General features: G+C 67.5%; 19 protein-coding genes and 1 tRNA gene. 12 read left to right on the top strand and 8 right to left on the bottom strand.

What is annotated here, in order from left to right; translation table 11 throughout:
• Positions 1 to 16 precede the first annotated feature (16 nt).
• Together AB0B94_RS02720 and AB0B94_RS02715 are read left to right on the top strand one after the other, a co-directional pair.
• The gene (locus AB0B94_RS02720; protein ID WP_357267636.1) at positions 17 to 610 is read left to right on the top strand and encodes a hypothetical protein; all 594 of its coding nucleotides are present in this window, start codon (positions 17 to 19) and stop codon (positions 608 to 610) included.
• A gap of 195 nt (positions 611 to 805) precedes the next feature.
• Positions 806 to 1,405, top strand: coding sequence for a dihydrofolate reductase family protein (locus AB0B94_RS02715; protein ID WP_357267634.1), 600 nt, complete (start codon positions 806 to 808; stop codon positions 1,403 to 1,405).
• Between the two features lie 244 nt (positions 1,406 to 1,649).
• On the opposite strand, the gene AB0B94_RS02710 is transcribed toward AB0B94_RS02715, so the two are convergent.
• The 6 genes from AB0B94_RS02710 to AB0B94_RS02685 all read right to left on the bottom strand — a co-directional run bounded on the left by AB0B94_RS02710 (position 1,650) and on the right by AB0B94_RS02685 (position 8,946).
• Positions 1,650 to 3,557, bottom strand: coding sequence for an ABC transporter permease subunit (locus AB0B94_RS02710; protein ID WP_357267632.1), 1,908 nt, complete (start codon positions 3,555 to 3,557; stop codon positions 1,650 to 1,652).
• A 125-nt stretch (positions 3,558 to 3,682) separates the two neighbouring features.
• The gene (locus tag AB0B94_RS02705; protein WP_357267630.1) at positions 3,683 to 5,113 is read right to left on the bottom strand and encodes an extracellular solute-binding protein; all 1,431 of its coding nucleotides are present in this window, start codon (positions 5,111 to 5,113) and stop codon (positions 3,683 to 3,685) included.
• Positions 5,114 to 5,575: 462 nt separating this feature from the next.
• A complete protein-coding gene (locus AB0B94_RS02700) occupies positions 5,576 to 6,346 on the bottom strand; it encodes an IclR family transcriptional regulator (RefSeq protein ID WP_357267628.1) in 771 nt (256 codons plus the stop codon).
• Positions 6,347 to 6,551: 205 nt separating this feature from the next.
• Positions 6,552 to 7,454 carry an SdrD B-like domain-containing protein gene (locus AB0B94_RS02695; protein WP_357267626.1) on the bottom strand — a complete coding sequence of 301 codons (903 nt, stop codon included), beginning with the start codon at positions 7,452 to 7,454 and terminating at the stop codon, positions 6,552 to 6,554.
• Between the two features lie 1,103 nt (positions 7,455 to 8,557).
• The gene (locus AB0B94_RS02690) at positions 8,558 to 8,731 is read right to left on the bottom strand and encodes a hypothetical protein (RefSeq protein WP_357267624.1); all 174 of its coding nucleotides are present in this window, start codon (positions 8,729 to 8,731) and stop codon (positions 8,558 to 8,560) included.
• Positions 8,728 to 8,946 carry a flavin reductase gene (locus AB0B94_RS02685; RefSeq protein WP_357267622.1) on the bottom strand — a complete coding sequence of 73 codons (219 nt, stop codon included), beginning with the start codon at positions 8,944 to 8,946 and terminating at the stop codon, positions 8,728 to 8,730. The genes AB0B94_RS02690 and AB0B94_RS02685 overlap by 4 nt, the downstream gene beginning before the upstream one ends.
• Before the next feature lie 498 nt (positions 8,947 to 9,444).
• Between AB0B94_RS02685 and AB0B94_RS02680 the strand changes: the two genes are divergently transcribed.
• The 8 genes from AB0B94_RS02680 (at position 9,445) to AB0B94_RS02645 (ending at position 17,360) form a co-directional block, all read left to right on the top strand.
• The gene (locus AB0B94_RS02680) at positions 9,445 to 9,669 is read left to right on the top strand and encodes a winged helix-turn-helix domain-containing protein (RefSeq protein WP_110562742.1); all 225 of its coding nucleotides are present in this window, start codon (positions 9,445 to 9,447) and stop codon (positions 9,667 to 9,669) included.
• A 525-nt stretch (positions 9,670 to 10,194) separates the two neighbouring features.
• On the top strand, positions 10,195 to 11,007 hold the full coding sequence (locus tag AB0B94_RS02675; RefSeq protein WP_357267619.1) for a TIGR04255 family protein: 813 nt from the start codon (positions 10,195 to 10,197) through the stop codon (positions 11,005 to 11,007).
• A gap of 4 nt (positions 11,008 to 11,011) precedes the next feature.
• Positions 11,012 to 11,608 (top strand): helix-turn-helix transcriptional regulator, encoded by a 597-nt coding sequence (locus AB0B94_RS02670; protein WP_357267616.1) that lies wholly within the window; start codon positions 11,012 to 11,014, stop codon positions 11,606 to 11,608.
• A 149-nt stretch (positions 11,609 to 11,757) separates the two neighbouring features.
• Positions 11,758 to 12,717: a hypothetical protein gene (locus AB0B94_RS02665; RefSeq protein ID WP_357267614.1), complete on the top strand. Its 960-nt coding sequence runs from the start codon at positions 11,758 to 11,760 to the stop codon at positions 12,715 to 12,717.
• A gap of 1,076 nt (positions 12,718 to 13,793) precedes the next feature.
• On the top strand, positions 13,794 to 15,362 hold the full coding sequence (locus AB0B94_RS02660) for a replication initiator (RefSeq protein WP_357267612.1): 1,569 nt from the start codon (positions 13,794 to 13,796) through the stop codon (positions 15,360 to 15,362).
• Positions 15,359 to 15,556, top strand: coding sequence for an excisionase family DNA-binding protein (locus AB0B94_RS02655; RefSeq protein WP_357267611.1), 198 nt, complete (start codon positions 15,359 to 15,361; stop codon positions 15,554 to 15,556). Before AB0B94_RS02660 ends, AB0B94_RS02655 begins: the two co-directional genes overlap by 4 nt.
• Positions 15,556 to 16,776, top strand: a complete 1,221-nt coding sequence (locus AB0B94_RS02650) for a tyrosine-type recombinase/integrase (protein WP_357267609.1) — start codon at positions 15,556 to 15,558, stop codon at positions 16,774 to 16,776. The genes AB0B94_RS02655 and AB0B94_RS02650 overlap by 1 nt, the downstream gene beginning before the upstream one ends.
• A 59-nt stretch (positions 16,777 to 16,835) precedes the next feature.
• Entirely contained in the window at positions 16,836 to 17,360 is a 525-nt protein-coding gene (locus tag AB0B94_RS02645) for an SMI1/KNR4 family protein (RefSeq protein ID WP_357267607.1), read from the top strand.
• A gap of 132 nt (positions 17,361 to 17,492) precedes the next feature.
• Here AB0B94_RS02645 and AB0B94_RS02640 read toward each other — a convergent pair.
• Positions 17,493 to 17,564: transfer RNA gene (locus AB0B94_RS02640), tRNA-Lys, on the bottom strand.
• 210 nt (positions 17,565 to 17,774) lie between these two features.
• On the opposite strand from AB0B94_RS02640, the gene AB0B94_RS02635 reads away from it, so the two are divergent.
• Both AB0B94_RS02635 and AB0B94_RS02630 read left to right on the top strand, forming a co-directional pair.
• Positions 17,775 to 18,077, top strand: coding sequence for a hypothetical protein (locus AB0B94_RS02635; protein WP_357267605.1), 303 nt, complete (start codon positions 17,775 to 17,777; stop codon positions 18,075 to 18,077).
• A 135-nt stretch (positions 18,078 to 18,212) separates the two neighbouring features.
• Positions 18,213 to 19,295 carry an NAD-dependent epimerase/dehydratase family protein gene (locus AB0B94_RS02630; protein ID WP_357267602.1) on the top strand — a complete coding sequence of 361 codons (1,083 nt, stop codon included), beginning with the start codon at positions 18,213 to 18,215 and terminating at the stop codon, positions 19,293 to 19,295.
• Positions 19,296 to 19,428: 133 nt separating this feature from the next.
• Here the strand turns inward: AB0B94_RS02630 and AB0B94_RS02625 are convergent, their stop codons facing one another.
• A complete protein-coding gene (locus tag AB0B94_RS02625) occupies positions 19,429 to 20,619 on the bottom strand; it encodes a hypothetical protein (RefSeq protein ID WP_357268400.1) in 1,191 nt (396 codons plus the stop codon).
• Positions 20,620 to 20,672 lie beyond the last annotated feature (53 nt).

The raw sequence follows: 20,672 nt of genomic DNA, 5'->3' as shown, positions 1-20,672 counted from the left end.
CCCTACGCTTTCAGCCATGCCGCCGACCACCGCCCGCTGCGCCGGACGTCGGGGCAGGATCTGCGTCGTCGCCGCCGTTGTCCTGCTCCTGCTGTCCGCCGCGTACCTCACGGCGACCCTGCGGTACGAGTTGGGTGCGGGAAGCTTCTCGGCACACCCGCAGTCGTTCTCGGATTCTTCCGCCGGGGGCATCAGGGAGTACCGCTACCTCGCCCAGCCCGACCGAACCATCGAATACGGCTTCAGCATCGCCAACCGAGGGCCGGTGACCGTCGCACTGGAAGAAGTTGTCGATCAAGGCGGGCCCGCGTACTCCGTTGATCGGGTTCGTATGGAGCCAGATGTCATCCGCCAGGGCATCACCGGCTTCCATGCGGTTCCGTTCCAGCCGATCCACCTACGCCCGGACGACCAGGTGTTCATCTGGGTGACGCTGCGATTCTCCGAGGGGGCGCAGGTGAGCGGCCCCTGCGCGGCGTTCTGGTTCGACACCCAGTCAGTTCGTTTCACTGCTCTCGGCATGCCGCGTGAGCAACGGGTACCGATCGGCCACGTCATCACAGTCACGACACCCGACGCCGACGGCCAGCCGTGCGCCGCGTACCCGTAGATCCGGGCGGGTCCCACCTCGCGGCTACAGCCGCTCGAAGCTCTCCTGCGCTGTGCCGGCGAAGGATCGAATGAGTTCCGGCTCGAAGCACCCCGGTCTCGACGCGGGCGGCCAGCCCGGCGCGGTCCATTTATGATCTTGTAGCCCTGTGCCGCGCCGGGCACGCTGATGGCATCCCTGAACGAGGAGATCGTCGTGCGCAAGCTCGTGTACTACATAGCCGCCACACTGGACGGTTTCATCGCCGGCCCCGACGGCGCCGACCCCACCGGCCCCGACGGCTTCTGGCCCATTCCGGAGGACTACCTTCACCACCTTGTCGCCGAGTACCCGGAGACCCTCCCCGGTCCGGCCCGGCAGGCCTTCGGCATCACCGACCAGGGCAGCCATTTCGACACAGTGCTGGAAGGGCGACACTCCTACCAGGTAGGCCTGAAGGCCGGCGTGACCGACGCGTACCCGCACCTGCGCCACCTGGTGTTCTCCCGGACGCTGGACAGCAGCCCGGACCCGGCCGTCGAGGTCATCGGCCAGGACCCCATTGCCACCGTACGAGAGCTGAAGCGGCACCACGGCAAGGACGTCTGGGTGATCGGCGGTGGTGCGCTGGCCGGTGCCCTCTACCCCGAGATCGACCAGCTGATCATCAAGCTTGCGCCGTTGACCATCGGCGCCGGCATCCCGCTCTTCGGCAGCGACGCCGTCTTCGCACCACGTACCTGGCGCCTGACCGACCACACCGTTCTGGCCAGTGGTGCCCTGTTCCTGACCTACAGCCGCACCGAGGCCGCATGAGCACGTCAAGCACTACGAGCAGCAACTGGCCACGTACTCCAGCCCCCGGGAGTGGTGGCGCATCGGCACGTCGGGCGGGAACGGCGAGCCCGTCGGGTTCGTCGTTCCCGCCCGCAACGCCTACCACCCGGTGATCGCCCACCTCGGCGTCGTTCCGGAGCACCGGGGCCACGGCTACGTCGACGGCCTCCTCGCCGAAGGCACCCGAACCCTGGCCCGGTAGCGAGCGAACGGCTGCCCCCGGTCAGCCCTTCACCGCGCCCGCGGTGAGCCCCTCGGTCAGGAAGCGCTGCCCGAGGGCGTACATGATCACTACCGGGATGCTGACGAGCAGCGACGCCGCGGCGAGTTGTCCCTGCGGCACGACGTCGCCCGCGATCATCGACTGCATCCCCACCGGGAGCGTCTTGTACTCGTCCTTCGTGATGAACACGAATGCGAAGAGGAACTCGTTCCAGGCGTTGGTCAGGGTGAAGAGCGCAACCGCCAGCAGGCCGGGCTTGGCCAGCGGCAGCACCACCCGGCCGAACGCCTGGATGCGGCTGCAACCGTCGACGAGCGCGGCCTCCTCCAACTCGATGGGGATCGACGAGAAGTACCCCACCAGCAGCCAGGTGGCGAACGGCAGCGTGAAGGTCGGGTACGTCACCACGAGGGACCACAACGAGTCGGTGAGCCGGGCGCCGATGAGCATCTGGTACAGCGGGATGAACAGCAGCGCGCCCGGCATCACGTAGGTGAGCAGCACGGTGACGGTGAAGCCCTGCGCCCCACGGAACCGCAGCCGGGCCAGCGCGTAGCCCGCCAGGGCGGCGCAGACCAGTGCCACAGCGGTCGACGCCGCCGACACCAGCAGGGTGTTGAGATACCAGCGGCCGAACGGCTGGTTGTCGAACAGGGCGCCAAACTGCTCAAGCGTCCACGGCGTCGGCCACAGGTCGTCGGTGCGCATGACGACCTGGCCCTCGGACTTGAAGGCCGTGACGGCGATCCAGTACAGCGGGCCCAGCACGAAGAAGAGCAGGCCGGCCAGCGCGGCCCAGGAACCCAGGCCGGACACCACTGACGACGACCGGCGACCACCCCGAGACTGGAGGGTCGAGACCACCCGGCCGACCCCCGCCGCGATCAGCAGGATCACACCGAGGACCACCGCCGCCTTCCAGAAGATCTGCGGTGATGCCCAGAAGAGCAGACCGGTGACCAGCGCGGTGACGGCCCACGGCAGGGCCTTGCGCGCCGTTTCGGCCCACCGCCGCGTGCCGATCCACCGCGCCGCCCGGCGGTTCCGGGGCAGTCTGATGTTGCCGTCCTGGCGTAACAACCGGACCAGGACGAACACCAGCCCGCCGATGATCGGCAGCATGACGAGCGTTACCGCCGCGCCCGCGCCGTACTGCAACTGCAAGATCGCCTTTGAGTACGCGACGAGCACGTACGGCGCTGTCACGTCGCCAGGGCCGCCCTGCGTCAGCAACCAGACCAGGTCGAAGTTGTTGAACGTCCAGATCGACGACAGGGTCACCGTCACGGTGATCACGTGGCGCAGTCCGGGCAGCGTCACGCTCTTGAACCGCTGCCACGACGAGGCGCCGTCGATCGTCGCCGCCTCGTAGAGGTCCGCCGGGATGGCCTTCAACCCCGCGAGGAAACACACGGTGAAGAACGGCACTCCCTTCCAGACGTTGACGAGGATCACCGACGGCATGGCCAGCGACGGGTCGGACAGCCAGCCCGCGGGCCAACTGTCGACCAGGTGCGCGCTGGCCAGCAGCGGCCCGATCCCGGTGGCGGTGAGCAGCGTGTTGACGCTGCCGAAGATCGGGTCGAGCAGCGCGCGCCAGCTGAACGCCGTCACCACCGTCGGCACCACCCACGGCACCAGGAGCAGCCCGGCCAGCAGGGCCCGGCCACGACGGCGATGGTGCAGCAGCAGGGCCGCGGCCAACCCCAGCACGACCTTGAAGACCTCGGCGTACGCGGTGAAGACGAACGAGTTCACCACGCCGGTGTGGAACTGGTCGTCCCCGACGAGCGCGAGGTAGTTGTCCAGGCCGACGAAGACACTCTCCTGCCCGTGCCGTTCCGTGGTGCTGGTGATGATCGACCGGGCGATCGGCACGAGAACGAGCCCGCCGACCAGCACTGCCATCGGCGCCAGGAACAGCGCCGCGAGTCGCCAGTCGCGACCCAGCCGCCGTTGAACCGCGGTGAGGGAGCCAGGTCCCGACGGCGGGGATTTCCTCGCCGCCGGGACCCGCGCAGGACGGACTGACCTCACTGCGGCAGCCCCTGCTGGTTGAAGATCTGCACCATCTTCGCGTGGGCGGCCGTCACGGCCTGCGCCGGCGCGGTGCCCTGCACCACCTGCTGCATCATGTCGGTGAGGACATAGGCCGACCCCACCGCCTGCTGGCCCGCGCTGGCCTTCTGCGGGAAAGTCAGGCCGTTCTTCGTGTTCAGCGGCAGCTTCAACTCAGTGATCTTGCGCAGCATGGGGAACGCCGGGTCGCCGCTGGTGAAGAACGGGTCGGCATCCCAGACCTTCGCCCAGGCGGGCATCACCAGGCCGGGTGCTTCCTTCGCCACTCCCAGCAGCGCTGGTGCGCTGACCAGGTACTGAGCCAGGAGCTTGGCGAGCGCCGGGTTCTTGGCGCCCTTGAAGACGACGAAGCCCTGCGACTGGCCGAGCAGCAGCGGATTGTCGGTTGCCGGCCCGATGCAGTCGGAGAACACGTGGGTGTTCTCGTGCACCGGGTTCTTCTTGGTCCTGGAGTCCGCGTAGACGCTGAACTGGTTGCGGGTGTATCCGAGGATCCCGGCGAGCCAGTTCTCGTTGTTGCTGGTGTCGGTCCAGCTCGCGATCCCCGGCGGCAGCATCGGCTTGTACTTGGGGTTGGTGTAGATGTCGCCCAGGAACGTCACCGCCTGCACCGTCTCCGGGCTGTTGAAGGTGACCTTCCGGCCGTCGTTGGCGGCGATCGACCCGCCGTAGGCGTTGATCAGCGCCTCGATCATGCCGTTGCCGTCACCGGACCGGTTCACAGTCATGCCCCAGCCGAACCGGCGCTTGCCCGGGTCGGAGATCTCCAGGCACAGGTCCCGCAGCTCCTCCCAGCTGTAGATGTCCTTGGGGGTGATGCCCTTGTCCTGCATCCAGTCCTTGCGCAGGAACGACCCGATCCCGATGAAGTGGTACGGGATGGCGAACCACTTGCCGTCGAAGACGCAGAAGTTCTTGGCCTCGGCGCAGGGCTCGCCGTACTTGGCGGTCAGCGCCTTGACGACGTCAGTCACGTCCTCCAGGTCGCCCAGCGCCTGGAACTGCGCGACGAACCGCGAGTCGGTCATGAACGCCAGGTCACGGGCCACCCCGCCCTTGACCTCGGCGTCGATCTTGGCCACCACGTCACCGGCGTCGGCCTGGACCAGACTGTTCTCGATCTTCGTTCCGGTGGTGTCGGCGAACTTCTTGATCGAGCTGTCGAGGGCCTCGTTCGCCGCCGTCGAGTAGAGCTTCTGCGACAGCATGCCCATCGAGGAGCCCTTCATCGACGCCGCGGCGTCGATCAGCTCCTGCGGAACCTCCGGCTGCACCTTGCTGGGCGATTCGGACTCGCCCCCGCACGCGGCCAGACCGGCCGCGCCGAGCACTCCCACTCCCATCCCCAGAAAGCCGCGCCGGGACCATGCCGGTTTGATCTCCATGAACATTCGCCTCCTTGAAGTCTCCGCACCACTGCACGCCGAAGGCCTGTCTGACGAACACCGCGATGCTCGTGCTCCAGGCGGGTCCATGACGGCGACCAGAGACGCGTCGCCCCCATCGATCAGCGCGTTCGCGTGCTCGTTGTCGAAATGCGTCGGGTTGCCACGGTGCCGGCGGGCTCGCTCGTGCCGCCGCTCACCGTCGTCCTGCCTTGGCGTCCGTGTGGGCCGCGCGAGAGAATCCGCGTGTCGCTCGCCGGGTGGCGCGACGAGGTCGAGGCGATCGACGACCGGGCCGAGGAAGCAGCGCTGACGTTCCAGTTCGGTCGGGTCACGGGACCACCGCCGTTCGAGATTTCGAACCAGGTTCGATATACCGGATCGAGTGGTCGCGACGCTAAGGCAGCATGGAGAGCGATGTCAATGTTTCGATGTTGTTTCGAGCCGAAAGCGGGAGGTTGGCTAACGAGGCTGCGCCCGGTGACCCATCCGAGCCGACAACTCGGCCGCGCCCTCGCGAACCAGCCCGGTCCACTCCACCTGCACCTGAGGCGTCCAGCGAATGATCGGCGCGGACAGGCTCATCCCCGCGATGACGGCACCGGTATGGTCCCGGATCGCCGCGGCGACGCAGCGCATCGCGCTGTCCGACTCGCCGATGTCGACAGCGACGCCCTCCACCCGGACACGATCGAGCTGCTCACGAAGAAGGTCCGGGTCGGTGATGCTGTCCGGCGTCATGCCCGGCAGAGGTTCCTTTTGCAGGACGGCGTCCAGGTCCGCCTGATCGAGGGCCGACAGCAGTACCTTGCCGACCGCCGTGCAGTGGGCGGGCAGCCGCAGCCCGACCCCGGAAACCATCCGAACGGGGTGGGTGCTGTCGAACTTCACCAGGTAGATGACATCGGCGCCGTCGCGCACCGCCACATGAACCGCCTCGTCGCACGCGGCGGCCACGTCCCGTGCGACGCCCTGCGCCTCACGCACCAGATCAAGCCGGCCCGCGAACGCCGCGCCCAGCTGGAACAACGGCATGCCGAGCCGGTACTGCACCGGCTGACCCGGTACGGAGATCAGGTACGAGCGAGCCTCAAGCGTGACGAGCAGTTCGTGGACCGTGGTGCGGGGCAGGTCGAGCCGCTCCATCACCTGGCGGGCCGACAGTTGGGGGCAGTCCAGGAACAGTTCGAGGACGTCGAGTGCGCGGTTGAGTGCCGGTACCACACGGGGCATGTCGATAGTCCCTTCGCAGTGCCGGCCCCGTGTCAACGATCTCCACACGGGCCGGCACTTGAAGAGGATATCTACGTCGGCTCCCGGCGCCAGGTGCCGGACTCGTCGTCGATTGGAGCCGTCTGGGCGGCGCGGCGATCGACAGCCGCTGCCATCTGTCCGGGTCGCCGCCCGCCCGAAACATCTCGGGCGGGCGGCGAAGGGCTCAGCTCTGGGTGACCAGGCCGGCGTCGACCACGTACTCTGCGCCGTTCACGGCCTGGAACTCGGCGCTGGCGACGAGCAGAGTCGGCTCGAACTGGTACGAGGTCACGATGTCCGAGTCAGTGGCGTCGTCACCCACGTCTGCGACAGTCCGACCGTACGCGGCGGCTGCCTCCAGCCGGACCTCGTACAACAGCTCGGTGCGGGCGGTGATCGACCAGGCTCCGTCCGGGTTGACGGTGGCCGAGCCACCGCCAATCGCCTGCCCCTGCCGATTCCACAAACGCACCTCCAACACGCCGTCCGGACCACCGGCGACGGCCGGCTCATCCGCCTCGCGCTGCCCATCCCGGTCAAGGTCGTGCCACACGCTGCCGCGGATGACGCACGTGCCCGAGATCGCCACCGTGACGGAGCCGGTGTTGTTGTCAGTGTTCGCCTCGCGGCGTTGCGGGGTGATGCTCGTGGTGATGGGCACCCTGCTGCCCGGCGCCGCGCCGGCCACGACGAACGGCACGAACAGCCGGCTCGCCCGACCGCCAGCCGCCAGTTGCGGATGCGAGCACGTGTAGCTCGTCGTGCTCAGCGCCGTGCAGCTCCAGCCCGGGTCACCGACCGACGGGGTCGTGGTCCTGAGCCCGGCGGGCACCGCGACCGTGACGCTGATCGGGTCCGACGCGCCGGTGCCGTAGTTCCGGATGTCGATCTGGGCGCTGAAGGTCTCGCCCTCCGCCGGGTTCAACACGTTGGTCATCACCAGATCGACGAGCAGATCGGGCTGCAGTCGCCCGGCCGCCACCGCGTCGGCCGGAGCGAGTGCCGCCGCGCCCCCGACAAGGGCGAGGGTGGCCAGGCAACTGGAGAAGGTACGTCGGATCGAGTGGGAAAGGGAACGAGGGCGCATAGGTTCCTCACGTCGCCGGTGACGGCCTTCCCAGGACGGTGAAGGCACGAGTGGAGATCAAGATCTCCACTCGTCCGGCGTCGCCGATCGGCCTGACGTTACAAAGACGGCGCCCGGCCGGAGGAAGCAACCTCGGCGACGGCAACCATTCGGGCGAGTGCCGCCAAGGCCCGCGGAAGATCGCCCGCTGTCACCACGGCGTAGCGTCCCAGGGCGTCCCTCGGTGTCCCGGGCCGCTGGCTCACCGCCCGCGCCCTCGACAGGCCGGCTACTTCAGGTAGGGGTTCTAGCTCTGGGGATCCGGCTCGCCCCATCGAGCGGTGCGGGACAACTCTCGCGCGCACGGGCCGATCGTGGCACACCAACTGCGGCCCCACTCGACCTCTCTGTCCTGGACGCGGGTGTGGAACGTCCTCTGGTGCCGGTGGCGCGGGTAGTTGTGGGTCCCACCCCCCTATTCCAAGTCGAGTTCGACCGGCTGGGGTATGCAACGATGATCGGCATGTCGACTTCACGAAAGGGCAATGCCGCGTAGGCGCCCCGCACAACTGCGTTCCGACTCCGTGTACCGGCGACCGCTCGATGGGTCGACCTCTGTCGTCCCCGGGCTCTCGGGGCGGGGCACGAGAGCCATCGCCTACCTCGAACGCACCCGCCTCTGGGGCCACGCCGTCACCGATGCACTGCTGACGTGGTCCTGGTTCGTGGAGCACCCATGGCATCGCCTGTGGGACCCCACCTCCGGCTGCGGGGTGATGGAGTGCTGTCCGAACCCGCCCGAGCTGCGCTGGATCTTGGACGTTGCCGTTGCGGCCCTGCCGCCGAAGGATGCCCGAACCCTCCGCAAGCAGATCGCGGTCCTCGATGAGCAATGGTGATTGCTTGTATTCCTGCTACACCGGCCCCACGTACGGCAACAGCGACCCCGGTTGGGGCCGCTGACCTGCGAAGGAGTGGGCCGCCAGGGACTCGAACCCTGAACCTATGGATTGCCGGCGAGTCGGTTGGATCGAGTGTTGTTCGAGTTCATCCGGGCTGCTGCCGCACGTCTCGGTCCGGTTCGGCTGGCACGGTTGCTGTACTTCGCTGCTGTACTGCTGGCATCAGACGAGGCGCTGGATGCGGACCTTCGGGTGCTCGTGTCTCAGGTGGCCCTCCTTGTGCTGGCGGACCTGTTCGTCCCAGACCTCCTGGTCGTAGTCCGGGTTCGGCGGGATCCACTTGTGGGAGCCGTCGCTGTAGTGGAACTTCTCGTCGCCGGGTCGCAGGATGCTCATCGGGTCCAGCCGAGGAATCGGTGGTGCAGGTGGCCGGCGGGGACGTGGGCCAGGTCCTGCGCGGCGTCGACGAGCTGAGCTGCCAGGTAGAGGGCCAGTGACACCGGGGCGCGGTCGTACTCCGCTCGCAGTTCCCGCCGCCGCGTCTGACAGGGCCAGTCGGCACCGCAGCCGCCGCACGTCCAAACCCGTGTCACCGGTAGGTGGGTCGTCATTGCGGGCCGTCCTGACTCGGCCAGTGACCGCGGTTGATTGGGATGAGGTGGCGGCTTCGGCATGGCAGGTCGGCTCCGCAGCGGCAGACGCGTCGCCAGTGCCGCCAGGACCAAATCGGCCGATGGCGTCGGGCCAGGGTTAGCGCCACTGCGATGACGTACTCGTCGTAGGTCACGCGCCGCCGAGCGCTCTCCGACCTCCGCTGCCAATGTCCGGAATCCCCGGTCGCACGGCCGGCACCTGCGGTTGAGGCAGTTGCATCGTTTGGCCTGGTCACCATGCCTCCCGCTGACACCAGGGGGTTCCGTGGGCACCCGGTCAGCCGTGTCCGGAGACAGGGCACCCACGGCGGGGCGACCCGGCCGCCAAGCTGGGTAACCCCACAAGCAACGTAGGACGCAATGTGCGCATAGTCAACGACTGGCAACACATAGCGTTGTAAGTCGAGCCTGGGGTGTGGTCTGCTTGCACCAGCCGCCAAGCTGGGAGCACCACCTATGTCTGAAGCTGCGTACCTACAGGTCGCGCGTGATATCCGCGAGCAGATCAGCTCCGGCCAGTTGAAGCCGGGCGACAAGCTGCCGTCCTTCGCTGCCCTCTGCGAGCACTACGAAGTCAGCAACACGGTGATCCGCGCCTCCATGCTCGTGCTCAAAGCTGAGGGCTTGATCGACGGGCGGCAGGGCAAGGGCGTCTACGTCGCCAACCCGCTTCCCCGATAGTCCTCGGTGCATTCGCCGAGTTAGGACGTCTCGCTTACAAGCTCTGTGCGCTCCGTCCGACGGGGTCCGTGTATGTCCGCGACCTCGGGCCGCTGTCTGCGCTCGACTGCTGGCGGCTGCCCTCGTCTCGCTCGGTTGCTGTCAGGGCTGCTGTCGGCGCTGCTGCCGCAAACGGCCTAGGAAGGAGTCAGCGGCAAGGCGCGGAACAGCGTCTCCACCAGGCGCAACGGGGCAGTCGCTGGGAAGCCAAGACTTGATCGTTCCACGCCGGTTCCGGATCGTGACCTGGCTGCTCGTTTTCAAGCTCTGTGCGCCGCGTCTGCACACGGCCTCCGACCACGCCGCATGCTCGTGGCATCGCCTGTCTCAGCTCTCGCCGCTGCGCCGCCGTTCACCGGCGTTGCTGTCGCGTACATAGCCAACGCATCGGCTGCCCCAGCTGGGAGGATTGGCCACTTGAAATAGAGGTATGTCGATCAAGCTTTCGGCGCCTCGCGGCGTTTGATGTGAAGTACAGTGTGAAGCATGGCCGTTGCGATCCCCACCAGCCCCTACGATCCAACTCCACTGGAAGAGCAACCCCTCGGTAACGCTCCACTCGTTCGGGTCCTTGCCCAGATCCGCCACCCAGCACTCCTGAGCCTAGCGAGTGATGCAGCCACTGAGACTGCACTTCGCGTTGCTCAGAGCCTCAGCGAGGGTTACCCCATCTTCGAAGCCGGCCGTGAGACCGCAGTCATAGTGACACCGGAGGGGGTGAAGGAGCAGAAAAACTCGGGCGCGTCCATCTGGCGCCTGAGAGACCCTAAGGAAACTTGGCAGGTCAGCTTCAGCAAAGAGTTCCTCGCGGTTGAGACCTCTGCATATGAAGGGCGTACGCACTTCTTTCAGCAGTTGCAGGCCGTACTATCGACCTATGTCGAGCAGGTTAAGCCACCCTCCGCTACTCGGATTGGCGTCAGGTACACGAATCGAGTCGCAGAGCCTCAACACCTCGACAGACTCAAGCAACTCGTCCGTCCTGAACTGCTCGGCCCTGTCGGGACAGAGCTACCTGGAAGTGCCCGACTTTTGCAAACCGTCTCTCAAGCGCAGTTCTCGGTGCCCAATGGAGGATCGTTGCTTCATTGGGGGCTGGTGCCACCAAACGGCGCTTTTGACCCGACGCTCACCCCACTCGAATCGCAGTCGTGGATTCTTGACATCGATGCTTTCCACTCTGAGAAAAGTCCGTTCGAGGCCAAGGCCATCACCGAACTGGCTCGCCGTCTAGCCGTGCAGGCCCACACTCATTTTCGCTGGGCCGTTACAGAAGATTTCCTGCGGACCTACAGGTGATCCCATGACTACTCCAGTCGTCGAGCAATCTTCCGCCGCCGATGTCCAAATTTCTCCTCGCGCCGACATGTCGTCGTCGAACCCAACACAACGCCCGCCGTCTAGGGTGAAACACATCGTTGCTGCCGTAGCATTTGCGGCCATGGTCATGCCGACATCGAATACCGGCCAGCCTGTTACCGTCATCCGCCAAGGTTTGGACTATACCTCCTCAAACGGAGCCACTTCGACGCCTACCGTTCCAGAGGCAGTCGAGCCGCCCTCGCTCGCCCTTTCTGTGAAGCAGTTGCACGAGATGTCGGGCCTCACATGGGAACAGCTCTCCCGCCTATTCGGCGTAAGCCGGCGGGCGGTTCACAATTGGGCAAATGGCGGAAGGATGACCGCTCGGCATTCGGAAAGGCTGGCCGGTATTTACCGACGGATCGCGGAGCTTCCGGCCGGACTGCCGACCGAACGGCGTGACCTGCTGCTCGTGCCGGCCTCCAACGGCCGGAGTCTGTTCGAGGAGTTGCGATTTGAATTTTCGCCCGATACACCACCGATCGGTGGTTCACCGCTGACTTCCGCTGAACTTCTTAATGCATCCTTCACCGACTGAGTAGGGCGTCTGTGCGCACTCAAGGAGTTCCCCCGCGCAAGATTTCGTCGAGCACCGCCCATCTACGGCAGTGCGACATACTCGAAGTTCGAGAGCTGGTATTTTTTACTGAGCCAGGCGTACACGAACGGGTTGACACACCGCACGGTGTGGTGATCGTCTCGCAGACCTGCGATGTCGTACGGGAAGATCCAGCACTGTTGGCGGTTGCGCCAGTGGTAGAGCTTCCAGCGAATAAGGCGGGCCAGGCTAAGAAGGGAATTCAGCCCAACTTCGTGCACATCCCTGGCGCAGGGGATACATGGTTCGCTGATTTGAGCGTTGTTGGAACCGTGAGCAAGAGTTGGGCGGCGCAGTGCAGCAGTCGACCCGGGGCAACGTCTGACGAGGAAAGCAGCAGGTTTGCGCGCCTGGTTGGCCGAAAATTCTCACGCTTCGCGTTTCCCGACGATGTGACCTACTGGTTCAAGCCGTTGCAGAGCGTGGCGCAGACCAAGCACGACAACAGTCAGAGCGCGGAAGGCAGGGCATTCCAACGGGTCGAGGAGTTGCGCGTCGCGGCAGCTGAGCCTTGGAGTAAGGCTCCCCACGAACTGACCCTGATCGTCATATTGAAGCGTGACGTACTGCCCGAGTTTCCCGACGGGGACTATCCCGAAAAGCCGCCCCGATTTGACGAGACGGTTCGACCCAAGGGCCAGCTTCTTCCGCCTGACCGTCTTGCGACAATGTTGGAGGTGACGCTTGATCCGGTCGAGAAGTACTGGCTGTGGCAGGCGCTGGCCGAGGCCTGGGCCGCAAGATGCGTTCCCAGGGACGGTGACATCAAGCACCTCCAAGAGGAAGAGCGCGCACAAATATTGTCGGTTATCGCCAATGGCGAAATCGCTTTCGAACTGACAACTGTTGACGAATTCTCGATGTACCGATACGTCAGAAGTGAAATGCTTGACCTCGACTACCTCTCACCCGCAGATGGCTTGTTTCATTCGATGCCGCAACTGTCACCGACCGCATTGACCGATGCCGCTAAGCCGAGAGTTCCGTTGCAGCAGCGGGTGAGCATCCGGCTGAAGTCAATCGTTTCGAAGCTTTCCGCCAAGGGATAGCAACGGTCACCCACTTCCATCCCGTCTGCCGTCGACCCGCCCTGCTGGGGAGCGGGCCGCCGTCCGGCCCGCCACGTCAAGACGGCCTTGACGCAAGTTCGGACGCTGGCGGGTCGGGCGGTGGTCTGCTCGGCTTGCCCGGGTCGGTGGCAGGCGGGATGGCCTACCGCAACCCTCGACGAACGGTGACCCGCCGACGAAGCCCCGGCCATCTCGGAGTCGTTGCGCCCCCGCCGGAGGCGCAGTAACCGCAACCGGCGACCACCGCCAGCTCGCCGACGCGGCCGGCGTGCGCTCCCCCACGCCGCGCGGGCTCGTGGCCGCGCGGCCCGGCCGGCTGCCGGCCCACCACCACCCGGTCAACCGCCTGTCGTTCTGCGGCGGCCCCTTGGGCTTCCCGCTTCCGCGCCAGCCGCCGGGCGTGTTGCGTGGCCGGAGTCGGAGCGCCAGCGGAGCGACGGACGCGCGCCCAGGCAGCGGCGCGTGCGGCCCGTTCAGGGCCGCCTTGATAGACGTACAGAAAGTCCTCCCACATCGGCTGGCGGCCGGCGGGTCCCGACCCGACCTCCGATGTCACGGCGGGTTGACGTGTCGGCACGCGGTGCTACTCTGGCGCTCGTCGAGCACGCTAGCGCGGCCTTCCTGCCGAATCGCTGGGCTCGAACTCAGAGACGCTGAGCGGCCTTCCTGCCGCTGATGCGGGTCACGTCCCGCCAGCTGTCGATCGCACCGGCCATCGTGCCGGTCTCCCGAATCCGCTGAGCGGCCCAGCACGGCCTTCCCTGCCGTCCACGATGGCCCGGATTCGCAAACCTCCACGGGTGGGGGCGGCCTGCGGCAACCCGCCGAATGCCGATATTTCAGGCTCCCCACTCGTGCCCGCCCCGATCACCGGGTCCATGAGCGCGAAAGGACATGACCCATCGGCGGTACGTGGCATCACCACGAACCCGCCCTCCGGCGTCAGCCGCCCTTCCGGCGGTGCCAGGAGACACGACGAAGCACCACCAGCGGACCAACGTCCACGGCTGGTGGTGCTTCGTCTCCCGTCCCTGCCACCCCCAGAGGAGAAGACCGTGTCCAGCCCGCACACCCTGTACCGTCCCGGCGTCGCAAGCGGCCGTGACGCCCAAGCGCTGCATCGCGCCGCCACGCCGGAATTCTCCGGCTGGCTGGTGCACACCGCTTCCGCCGGCGCCTGCTCCCGCCCGATCCGCCTCTCGGGCACGATCGCCGCCGTCGAGCGAGACACCGGCCGCGTTCTGGTGGTCCAGCACACCGACGAGCTGCCCGACCGGGCGCTGTACAAGGCGTGCGGCAACCGCCGCGAATCGCAATGCCGAGACTGCGCCTGGGTCTACCAAGGTGACGCCTACCAGGTCGTCCGCTGCGGCCTGACCGGCGGCAAGGGCGTACCCGACTCGATAGGTCGGCACCCGGTTGTCTTCGCCACCTTCACCGCCCCGTCCTTCGGCCCGGTCCATCACCGGCACGTTCCCCGCCACACCTGTGCTACCCGGCGGCGCTGCGACTGCCGGCCCGCTCCCTGCCGCGCCCGCAGCATCGCAGGCACCTGCCAGCACGGTCAGCCCGCGGCCTGCTTCGTCCGTCACGACGCTGACGATCCGCGGCTCGGGCGGCCGTTGTGCCTGGACTGCTACGACCACGACCACCAGGCCGTCTGGAACTACTTCTCCGGTGAGCTGTGGCGACGCACCAAGCAGGCCATGGAACGCCACCTCGCCGTGCTGTGCCGACGTCGCGGCATCCCGCAGGTCCAGGTCGTCACTGACTCCGGCAAGGTGCGCCGGGTGCCGCCCGTGCGGGTGTCGCACGGCAAGGTTGCCGAGATGCAGAGAAGGGCGGCCGTGCATTTCCACGCCCTGCTGCGCCTTGACGGCGTCGACCCCGACGACCCGGACGCTCTCGTGCCACCACCGGCCGGAATCATTGTCGATGACCTGGAGGCAGCCGTCCGCGTCGCCGCCTCCCGGATCACCGTCACCACACCCGCACACCCCGACCAGCCGCGCGGCTGGCAGGTGGTCTGGGGTGAGCAGGTCGACGTCCGACGGATCAACAGCCCTGGTGGCGAGCTGACCGACGGCAAGGTGGCCGCCTACCTGGCCAAGTACGCCACGAAGGCCACCGAGGCCACCGGCCACATCTCCACTCGGCTTACCCCGGCGACCATCGACGACTACGCCGACCCAGAAGGCGACCACCTCGCCCGCCTCATCGACGCCTGCTGGCACCTCGGACGATTCATGGGCACCGACACCGCCAGCGGCGCCACAACAGCCGACGACCGTCAAGACAGCCTTGACACCAAACCGAACGCCTATGCCGGCCTGCGACGCTGGGCGCACATGCTCGGCTTCGGCGGCCACTTCCTCACCAAAGCCCGCCGCTACTCCGTCACCTTCGGCCTGCTCCGCGACACCCGCGCCACCTACCGCCGCACGGAAGACGACGACACCACCGACGCCATCACCATCGGCACCCTCACCTACATCGGGTCCGGCTGGCTCAGCGACGGTGACGCCCTGCTTGCCAACACCGCCGCCAGTCAGCGACGAGAGAGCCGACGTGTCGGCCGGGAAGAATTCGCCCACGCTGCATGGCTCATCGGGGCCGCCGCATGAGCCGAGACCTCACCCCGCGCTGGTACTCGCCCGCCGAGGTCGCCGTCCTGCTCGGCTTCGGCATTTCCAAGGTCAAGATGAAGATCGCCACCGGCGAGCTGCGCTCCATCAAGGACGGCAAATACCGCCGCGTCCTCCCGGAGTGGGTGGACGACTACATCCGCGACCAGGTCGAGCGGCAGGAGGCGGCCTGATGCCCGGACGTGCACGAGCTAACGGTGAGGGGTCGATCTTCCCGTACCGGAACGGCTTCGCCGCGTACGTCTGGGTTGAGAAGCCCGACGGCAAGCGGGGCCGGAAGTGGGTCTACGGAAAGACCCGCGAAGAGGTCCACGACAAGTGGATCAAGCTGCACGGGCAGGCCAAAGCTGGCCCGGTGGCGACACGGTCCCCGACGGTGGGGGAGTACGCCGGCTACTGGTTGAGCGAGATCGTCAAGCCGAACCTTGCCCCGGGCAGCTACGTCACCTACGAGGTAGTGGTCCGGCTCTACCTGGTGCCGGGGCTGGGCCGGAAACGACTCGACAAGCTCAGGGTCAGCGACGTGCAGACCTGGATCAACGAGGTCGGGCGGACCTGCCAGTGCTGCGCCCAGGGCAAGGACGAGCGGCGCAAACCCGCCCAGCGTCGCTGTTGCGACCTCAGCCGCTGCTGCCAGGATCTGCCCTCGGCAACCAGTCTCACCCACCTGCGGACCGTGCTTCGGACGCTGCTGTCCCAGGCGATCACCGAAGGGCTGATCTCCCGCAACGTCGCATCCCTGGTGAAGCTGCCACCAGTACGGAAGCGCAAGCGGAAGGCGTGGGCGAGCGACGAGGCGCGGCGCTTCCTGGAGTCGGCCCGTGCCGACGACGATCCGCTCTACGCCGCGTACGTCCTGGTCCTGGTGCTCGGTCTGCGCAAGGGCGAGATGCTGGGGCTCACCTGGGCCGACGTCGACCTCGACGCGGGGGAGTTGACCATCGATCGGCAGCTCCAGCGGGTCGGTGCCGAACTGCTGCACCGGGAGACGAAGACGGCCGCCTCGGACGCCACCCTGCCGCTGCCAGACATCTGCACCGTTGCCCTCGACCGCCGCCGCGTCGCCCAGAACACCGCCCGGGACACCGCCGGCCCTGCCTGGCAGCCGTCCGACCTGATCTTCACCACTCGCTACGGCAGGCCGGTCGAGCCACGGAACTTCAACCGCTTCTGGGACCGGCGCTGCGACGCCGCCGGGGTCCGGCGGATCACCGTGCGGGACGCCCGGCGGACCTGCGCCTCGCTCCTGGCCGACCTGGACGTGCACCCCCGGGTGGCGATGCAGATTCTCCGGCACGCCCAGTTCGCAATCACCATGGAGATCTACACGGTGGTCTCCTCGGCGGCCACCCGCGACGCCCTCAAGCGGCTCGGCCAAGCGCTGGATCGGTGAAGGGTCCCTTACCGGTCTGCTGCCGGCGATCCGTCGGTGCTTCTCGCTAAGGTGCTGCCGTGGATCACGATGGTCGTACCTTGCCGACTCCGCTGTCCGAAGCTCATGAGGTCGGCTTCGACTACCGGGACGGGGCCGGCGTCGACTTCGAGCCGTACTCTCACTTCCTCAACTCGGACGAGATTGCCGAGTGGTGGAGGGCGTGGACGGGAAACACGGAGCTGGACGGGTCCGAATTCCGGGTCTTCGGGCAGGACGGCACCGGTGGTCTTGCCGCCTTCTGGGTGGTGCGTCATGGTGAGCCGATCGAGCAGCAGCCGGTGGTGTTTCTCGGCTCTGAGGGCGAAACAAGCGTCGTGGCGCAGAACCTCTGGGCCTACTTGTGGCTTCTCGCTGACGGCTTCGGTCCATGGGAAGCAACGGCATACCCGGATCACGAACATGAGCCCCGAACGGATGCTCGCCTCGCGGAGATCGCCCAACGCTGGGCACCGTCGTACCGCAGGTCGGCGGATGAGGTCATTACCGCAGCTCGGGAAGAGTTCCCCGGCTTCGAGGAGCTGATCGGCTCACTCTGCCGGTAGCTGGCGAGCGGGGCGGCATAGCGGCTCGGCAGCACGCAGGACCGATGAGGCGCTACTGCTGTACTTCGCTGCTGTACCGGCCCGGATCACAAGATAGCGGCCCTAACAAAGGGCCGCTGAGCTGGAACAGAGTGGGCCGCCAGGGACTCGAACCCTGAACCTATGGATTAAAAGTCCACAGCTCTGCCATTGAGCTAGCGGCCCGCGCGCTCAGGTTACCCGACGGTGAGCGACGACGGCTCTCGGCTTCCGGCCGGCCGTCGATGGCTTCGACCGGCGGGTGTCCGCCGCAGTTGATCATCACCTGTCGCGGCGATGCGGAGGGTCCCAGGCGCTGGGTCGGCGAGCTGGGGTGAATCGAGCGACCTTGCGCGGCGGTGCATGGGTATGGGTCGGTGGGGAACCAGGACCGACATGGGATCGAGTCGATTGCCGGCCGTGGCGGCCTCGGGGGAGGAGGCCGGGCGCGATGGCGTACGCCAGCCGGGTGGGGAGGTGCACGCCTGGCTGCCCGGCCAGAACCAGACGGTTTGTGGCCTGGCGCTGAGTCGGACCCGCCTGCGTCGCTTCCCGCATGTGCGCTTCGACTGCTCGGGCACCGATGTGCTCACCGAGGCGGACGCGGTGGGCTGGATCTGCCCACGCTGCCTGGCCGCCACCGCCGGTAGGCGGGGCAAGGAGAAGCACGGCTGGGTACGGGAGTCTCCTCGCCCTTGATCGACTCGGGATTCAGGAAGTCGGGCTGTCCTGTGCGCGCGGATCCCGCGACTTTCGGGAAGTCGAGTGGATCAAGCCGTGCGAGCCGCGGGCCGGGGGTGGTTGAGCTGCTGCTGGGCGGGTACGGGGTCGGGCATGCGGATCGTGGTGGTGGGGGCGAGCGGCAACGTCGGTACGGCGCTGCTGCGGCGGCTGCGCCGGGAGCGGGGCGTGGAGCTGGCCGGGGTCGTGCGACGGTTGCCCGGCCCTGATGCCGGCGAACCGTACGACCAGGTGGAGTGGCACTCCTGCGACATTGGCGCGCCGAGCGCGGTCGGGCAGCTCGCCGAGGTTTTCGCGGGTGCGGACGCGGTGGTGCACCTGGCCTGGCAGATCCAGCCCAGCCACGACCAGCGGGTCTTGCGCCGGACCAACGTCGAGGGCAGCCGGGCGGTGATCAACGCGGTGGTCCAGGCCGGTGTTCCGGCCCTGGTGTACGCCTCGTCGGTCGGTACCTACGCGCCCGGCCCGAAGGACCACCCGATCAGTGAGCGGTGGCCCGCCACCGGCGTGCCCGGATCGTCGTACAGCGAGCACAAGGCGGAGGTGGAAGCGCTGCTGGACGCTGTCGAACGGGATCAGCCGACGCTGCGGGTGGTGCGGATGCGACCCGGGTTGATCTTCCAGCGGGCCGCGGGTGCGGAGATCACGCGCTACTTCCTCGGCCCGTTGGCGCCGGTGCGGCTGCTGCGCTTCGGCCGGATCCCGCTGGTGCCGACGAACCGCCGGTTGCGGATGCAGGCGGTGCACGCCGATGACGTGGCCGACGCGTACGCCCGGGCGGTGTTGGGTGATGCGCGCGGCGCCTTCAACGTCGCCGCGGACCCGGTGCTCACTCCGGAGCTGGTGGCCCGGCACTTCCATGGTTGGACGGTGCCGGTCGCCGCGCCGGTGCTGCGGGCGGCGGCGGCGCTGACCTGGCGGGCGCGGCTGCAACCTGTCGACGCGGGCTGGGTGGAGCTGGGTCTGAACGCCCCGCTGATGTCCAGCGAGCGCGCGGAGACCGAGCTGGGCTGGCAGCCCAAGATCAGTGCGCTGACGGCGCTCAAGGAACTCTTCGCCGGAATGGCCGACGGCGACCACACGCCGAGCCCGCCGATGTCCGGCGCACGGGACCTGCCCGGCCGCCCCGCCGCCCTCCTCCACGCCCGCCCTCCAGGCGAAGGAAACCCCTACTGACCCCACCCCACCTTGTTGATCAAGAGCTTTCGGTCAAAAAACGCCGCCCCGATGACCGAAACCTCTTGATCACCGGCGCGGGCGGCGCGCGGGCGGGGGCGCCCGGGCGCGGCGGGGGCGGCGCGCGGGCGGGTTAGGAGAGCTTGGAGCCCGTCAGCGTGGGGTTGCGGGCACCCAGGAAGAAGATGCCGGGGAAGCCGCGGGTCTCGAACTTGGCGCTGGGGTTGCGGCGCAAAGTCGAGTTTTCGATCCTCATCGTGCCGGTGCGGTTGTTGCTCACGAAGAAGACCGCGCCGCCACCCTCGTTGGCGGTGTTGTTCTCGATGATCGTGCCGGCGATCCGTACGGTGAACTCGTTGCCGTCGCAGTAGATCGCGCCGCCGCTGCCGCCGCCGGGCGTACCGGACTTGGCCGGATTGGCACCGCTGCCGATCGCCTCGTTGTTCCTGAGCAGGCTGTTCAGCACCACCCACGACACGCCGATGCTGCTCAGCGCCCCTCCGTTGGAGCAGGAACCGCCGTCGAAGGTGCTGCCCACCACGTACACAGGCTTGTTCTCGTACTGGCTCAGCACCCGGACGGCCGCGCCACCCAGGTCCGGTCCGGTGCGGTCGCAGCGGTTGCGGACGAAGCGCGAGTTGACCACCTTCAGCCGACCGCCGCGTACGAAGATCGCCCCACCGCCGCCGCCCTCGGCCTTCTCGCCTGTGGAATTGCCGTCGGCGAAGGTGAGGTTCTGCACTGTGAGCTGCGGGTGATCCTGGTTCTGGCAGTGCGAGGTGGTGAAGCCCTGGGCCTCGTCGCAGGTGTTCATGTAGAGAATGCGGCGCTGCCCCTGGCCGCTCAGCGTGACGGTGCCGCCGCCGTCCAGCACGATCTTCGGCCCATTGGCGTTGCGGACCTTCGCGGTGGCGGCCATCTTGATCGTCACCGGAGCCGGTCCACAGTTGAACGTGATGACACCGCCGGCCGCGACGGCCTTCACTACCGCCGCGGAGGTGCAGCTCGCCGGGGTGCCGGTGCCGATGGTCCGGGTCGGCTTCGAGGTGTCCACCGCCCGCGCCTCGGCCGGCACTGTGGCAGTGCCGTTCGGGTTGCCGGCGGCGAGCACCTTGCTGGCGGGCTTCGGGCTGGCGCTGGCGCTGGCCCCCGGGCCGCCGAGGCCGTCCCGCGCGCCCGGCGCTTCGCTCTGACCGCCGCTGGGCAGGGCCGTCGGCGAGGCGGTCGAGCCGGCCTCGAAGGCGGGGGCCGGGTCGTTTGGCGCGCAGGCGGGCAGGGTCGCGGTGGCGACACCGAGGACGAGGAGAGCGGCTAGCGACGTCATGCGCACCCGGTGATGCTAGGAGCCGCGACGGTGTCGCGGCGAATCCGCCGGGC

Source organism: Micromonospora sp. NPDC048986 (genome assembly GCF_040649335.1).
GTDB classification, from domain to species: domain Bacteria; phylum Actinomycetota; class Actinomycetes; order Mycobacteriales; family Micromonosporaceae; genus Micromonospora; species Micromonospora alfalfae.
Note: the sequence above shows the minus strand (reverse complement) of the source record. Positions and strands in the feature narration are given on the sequence as shown.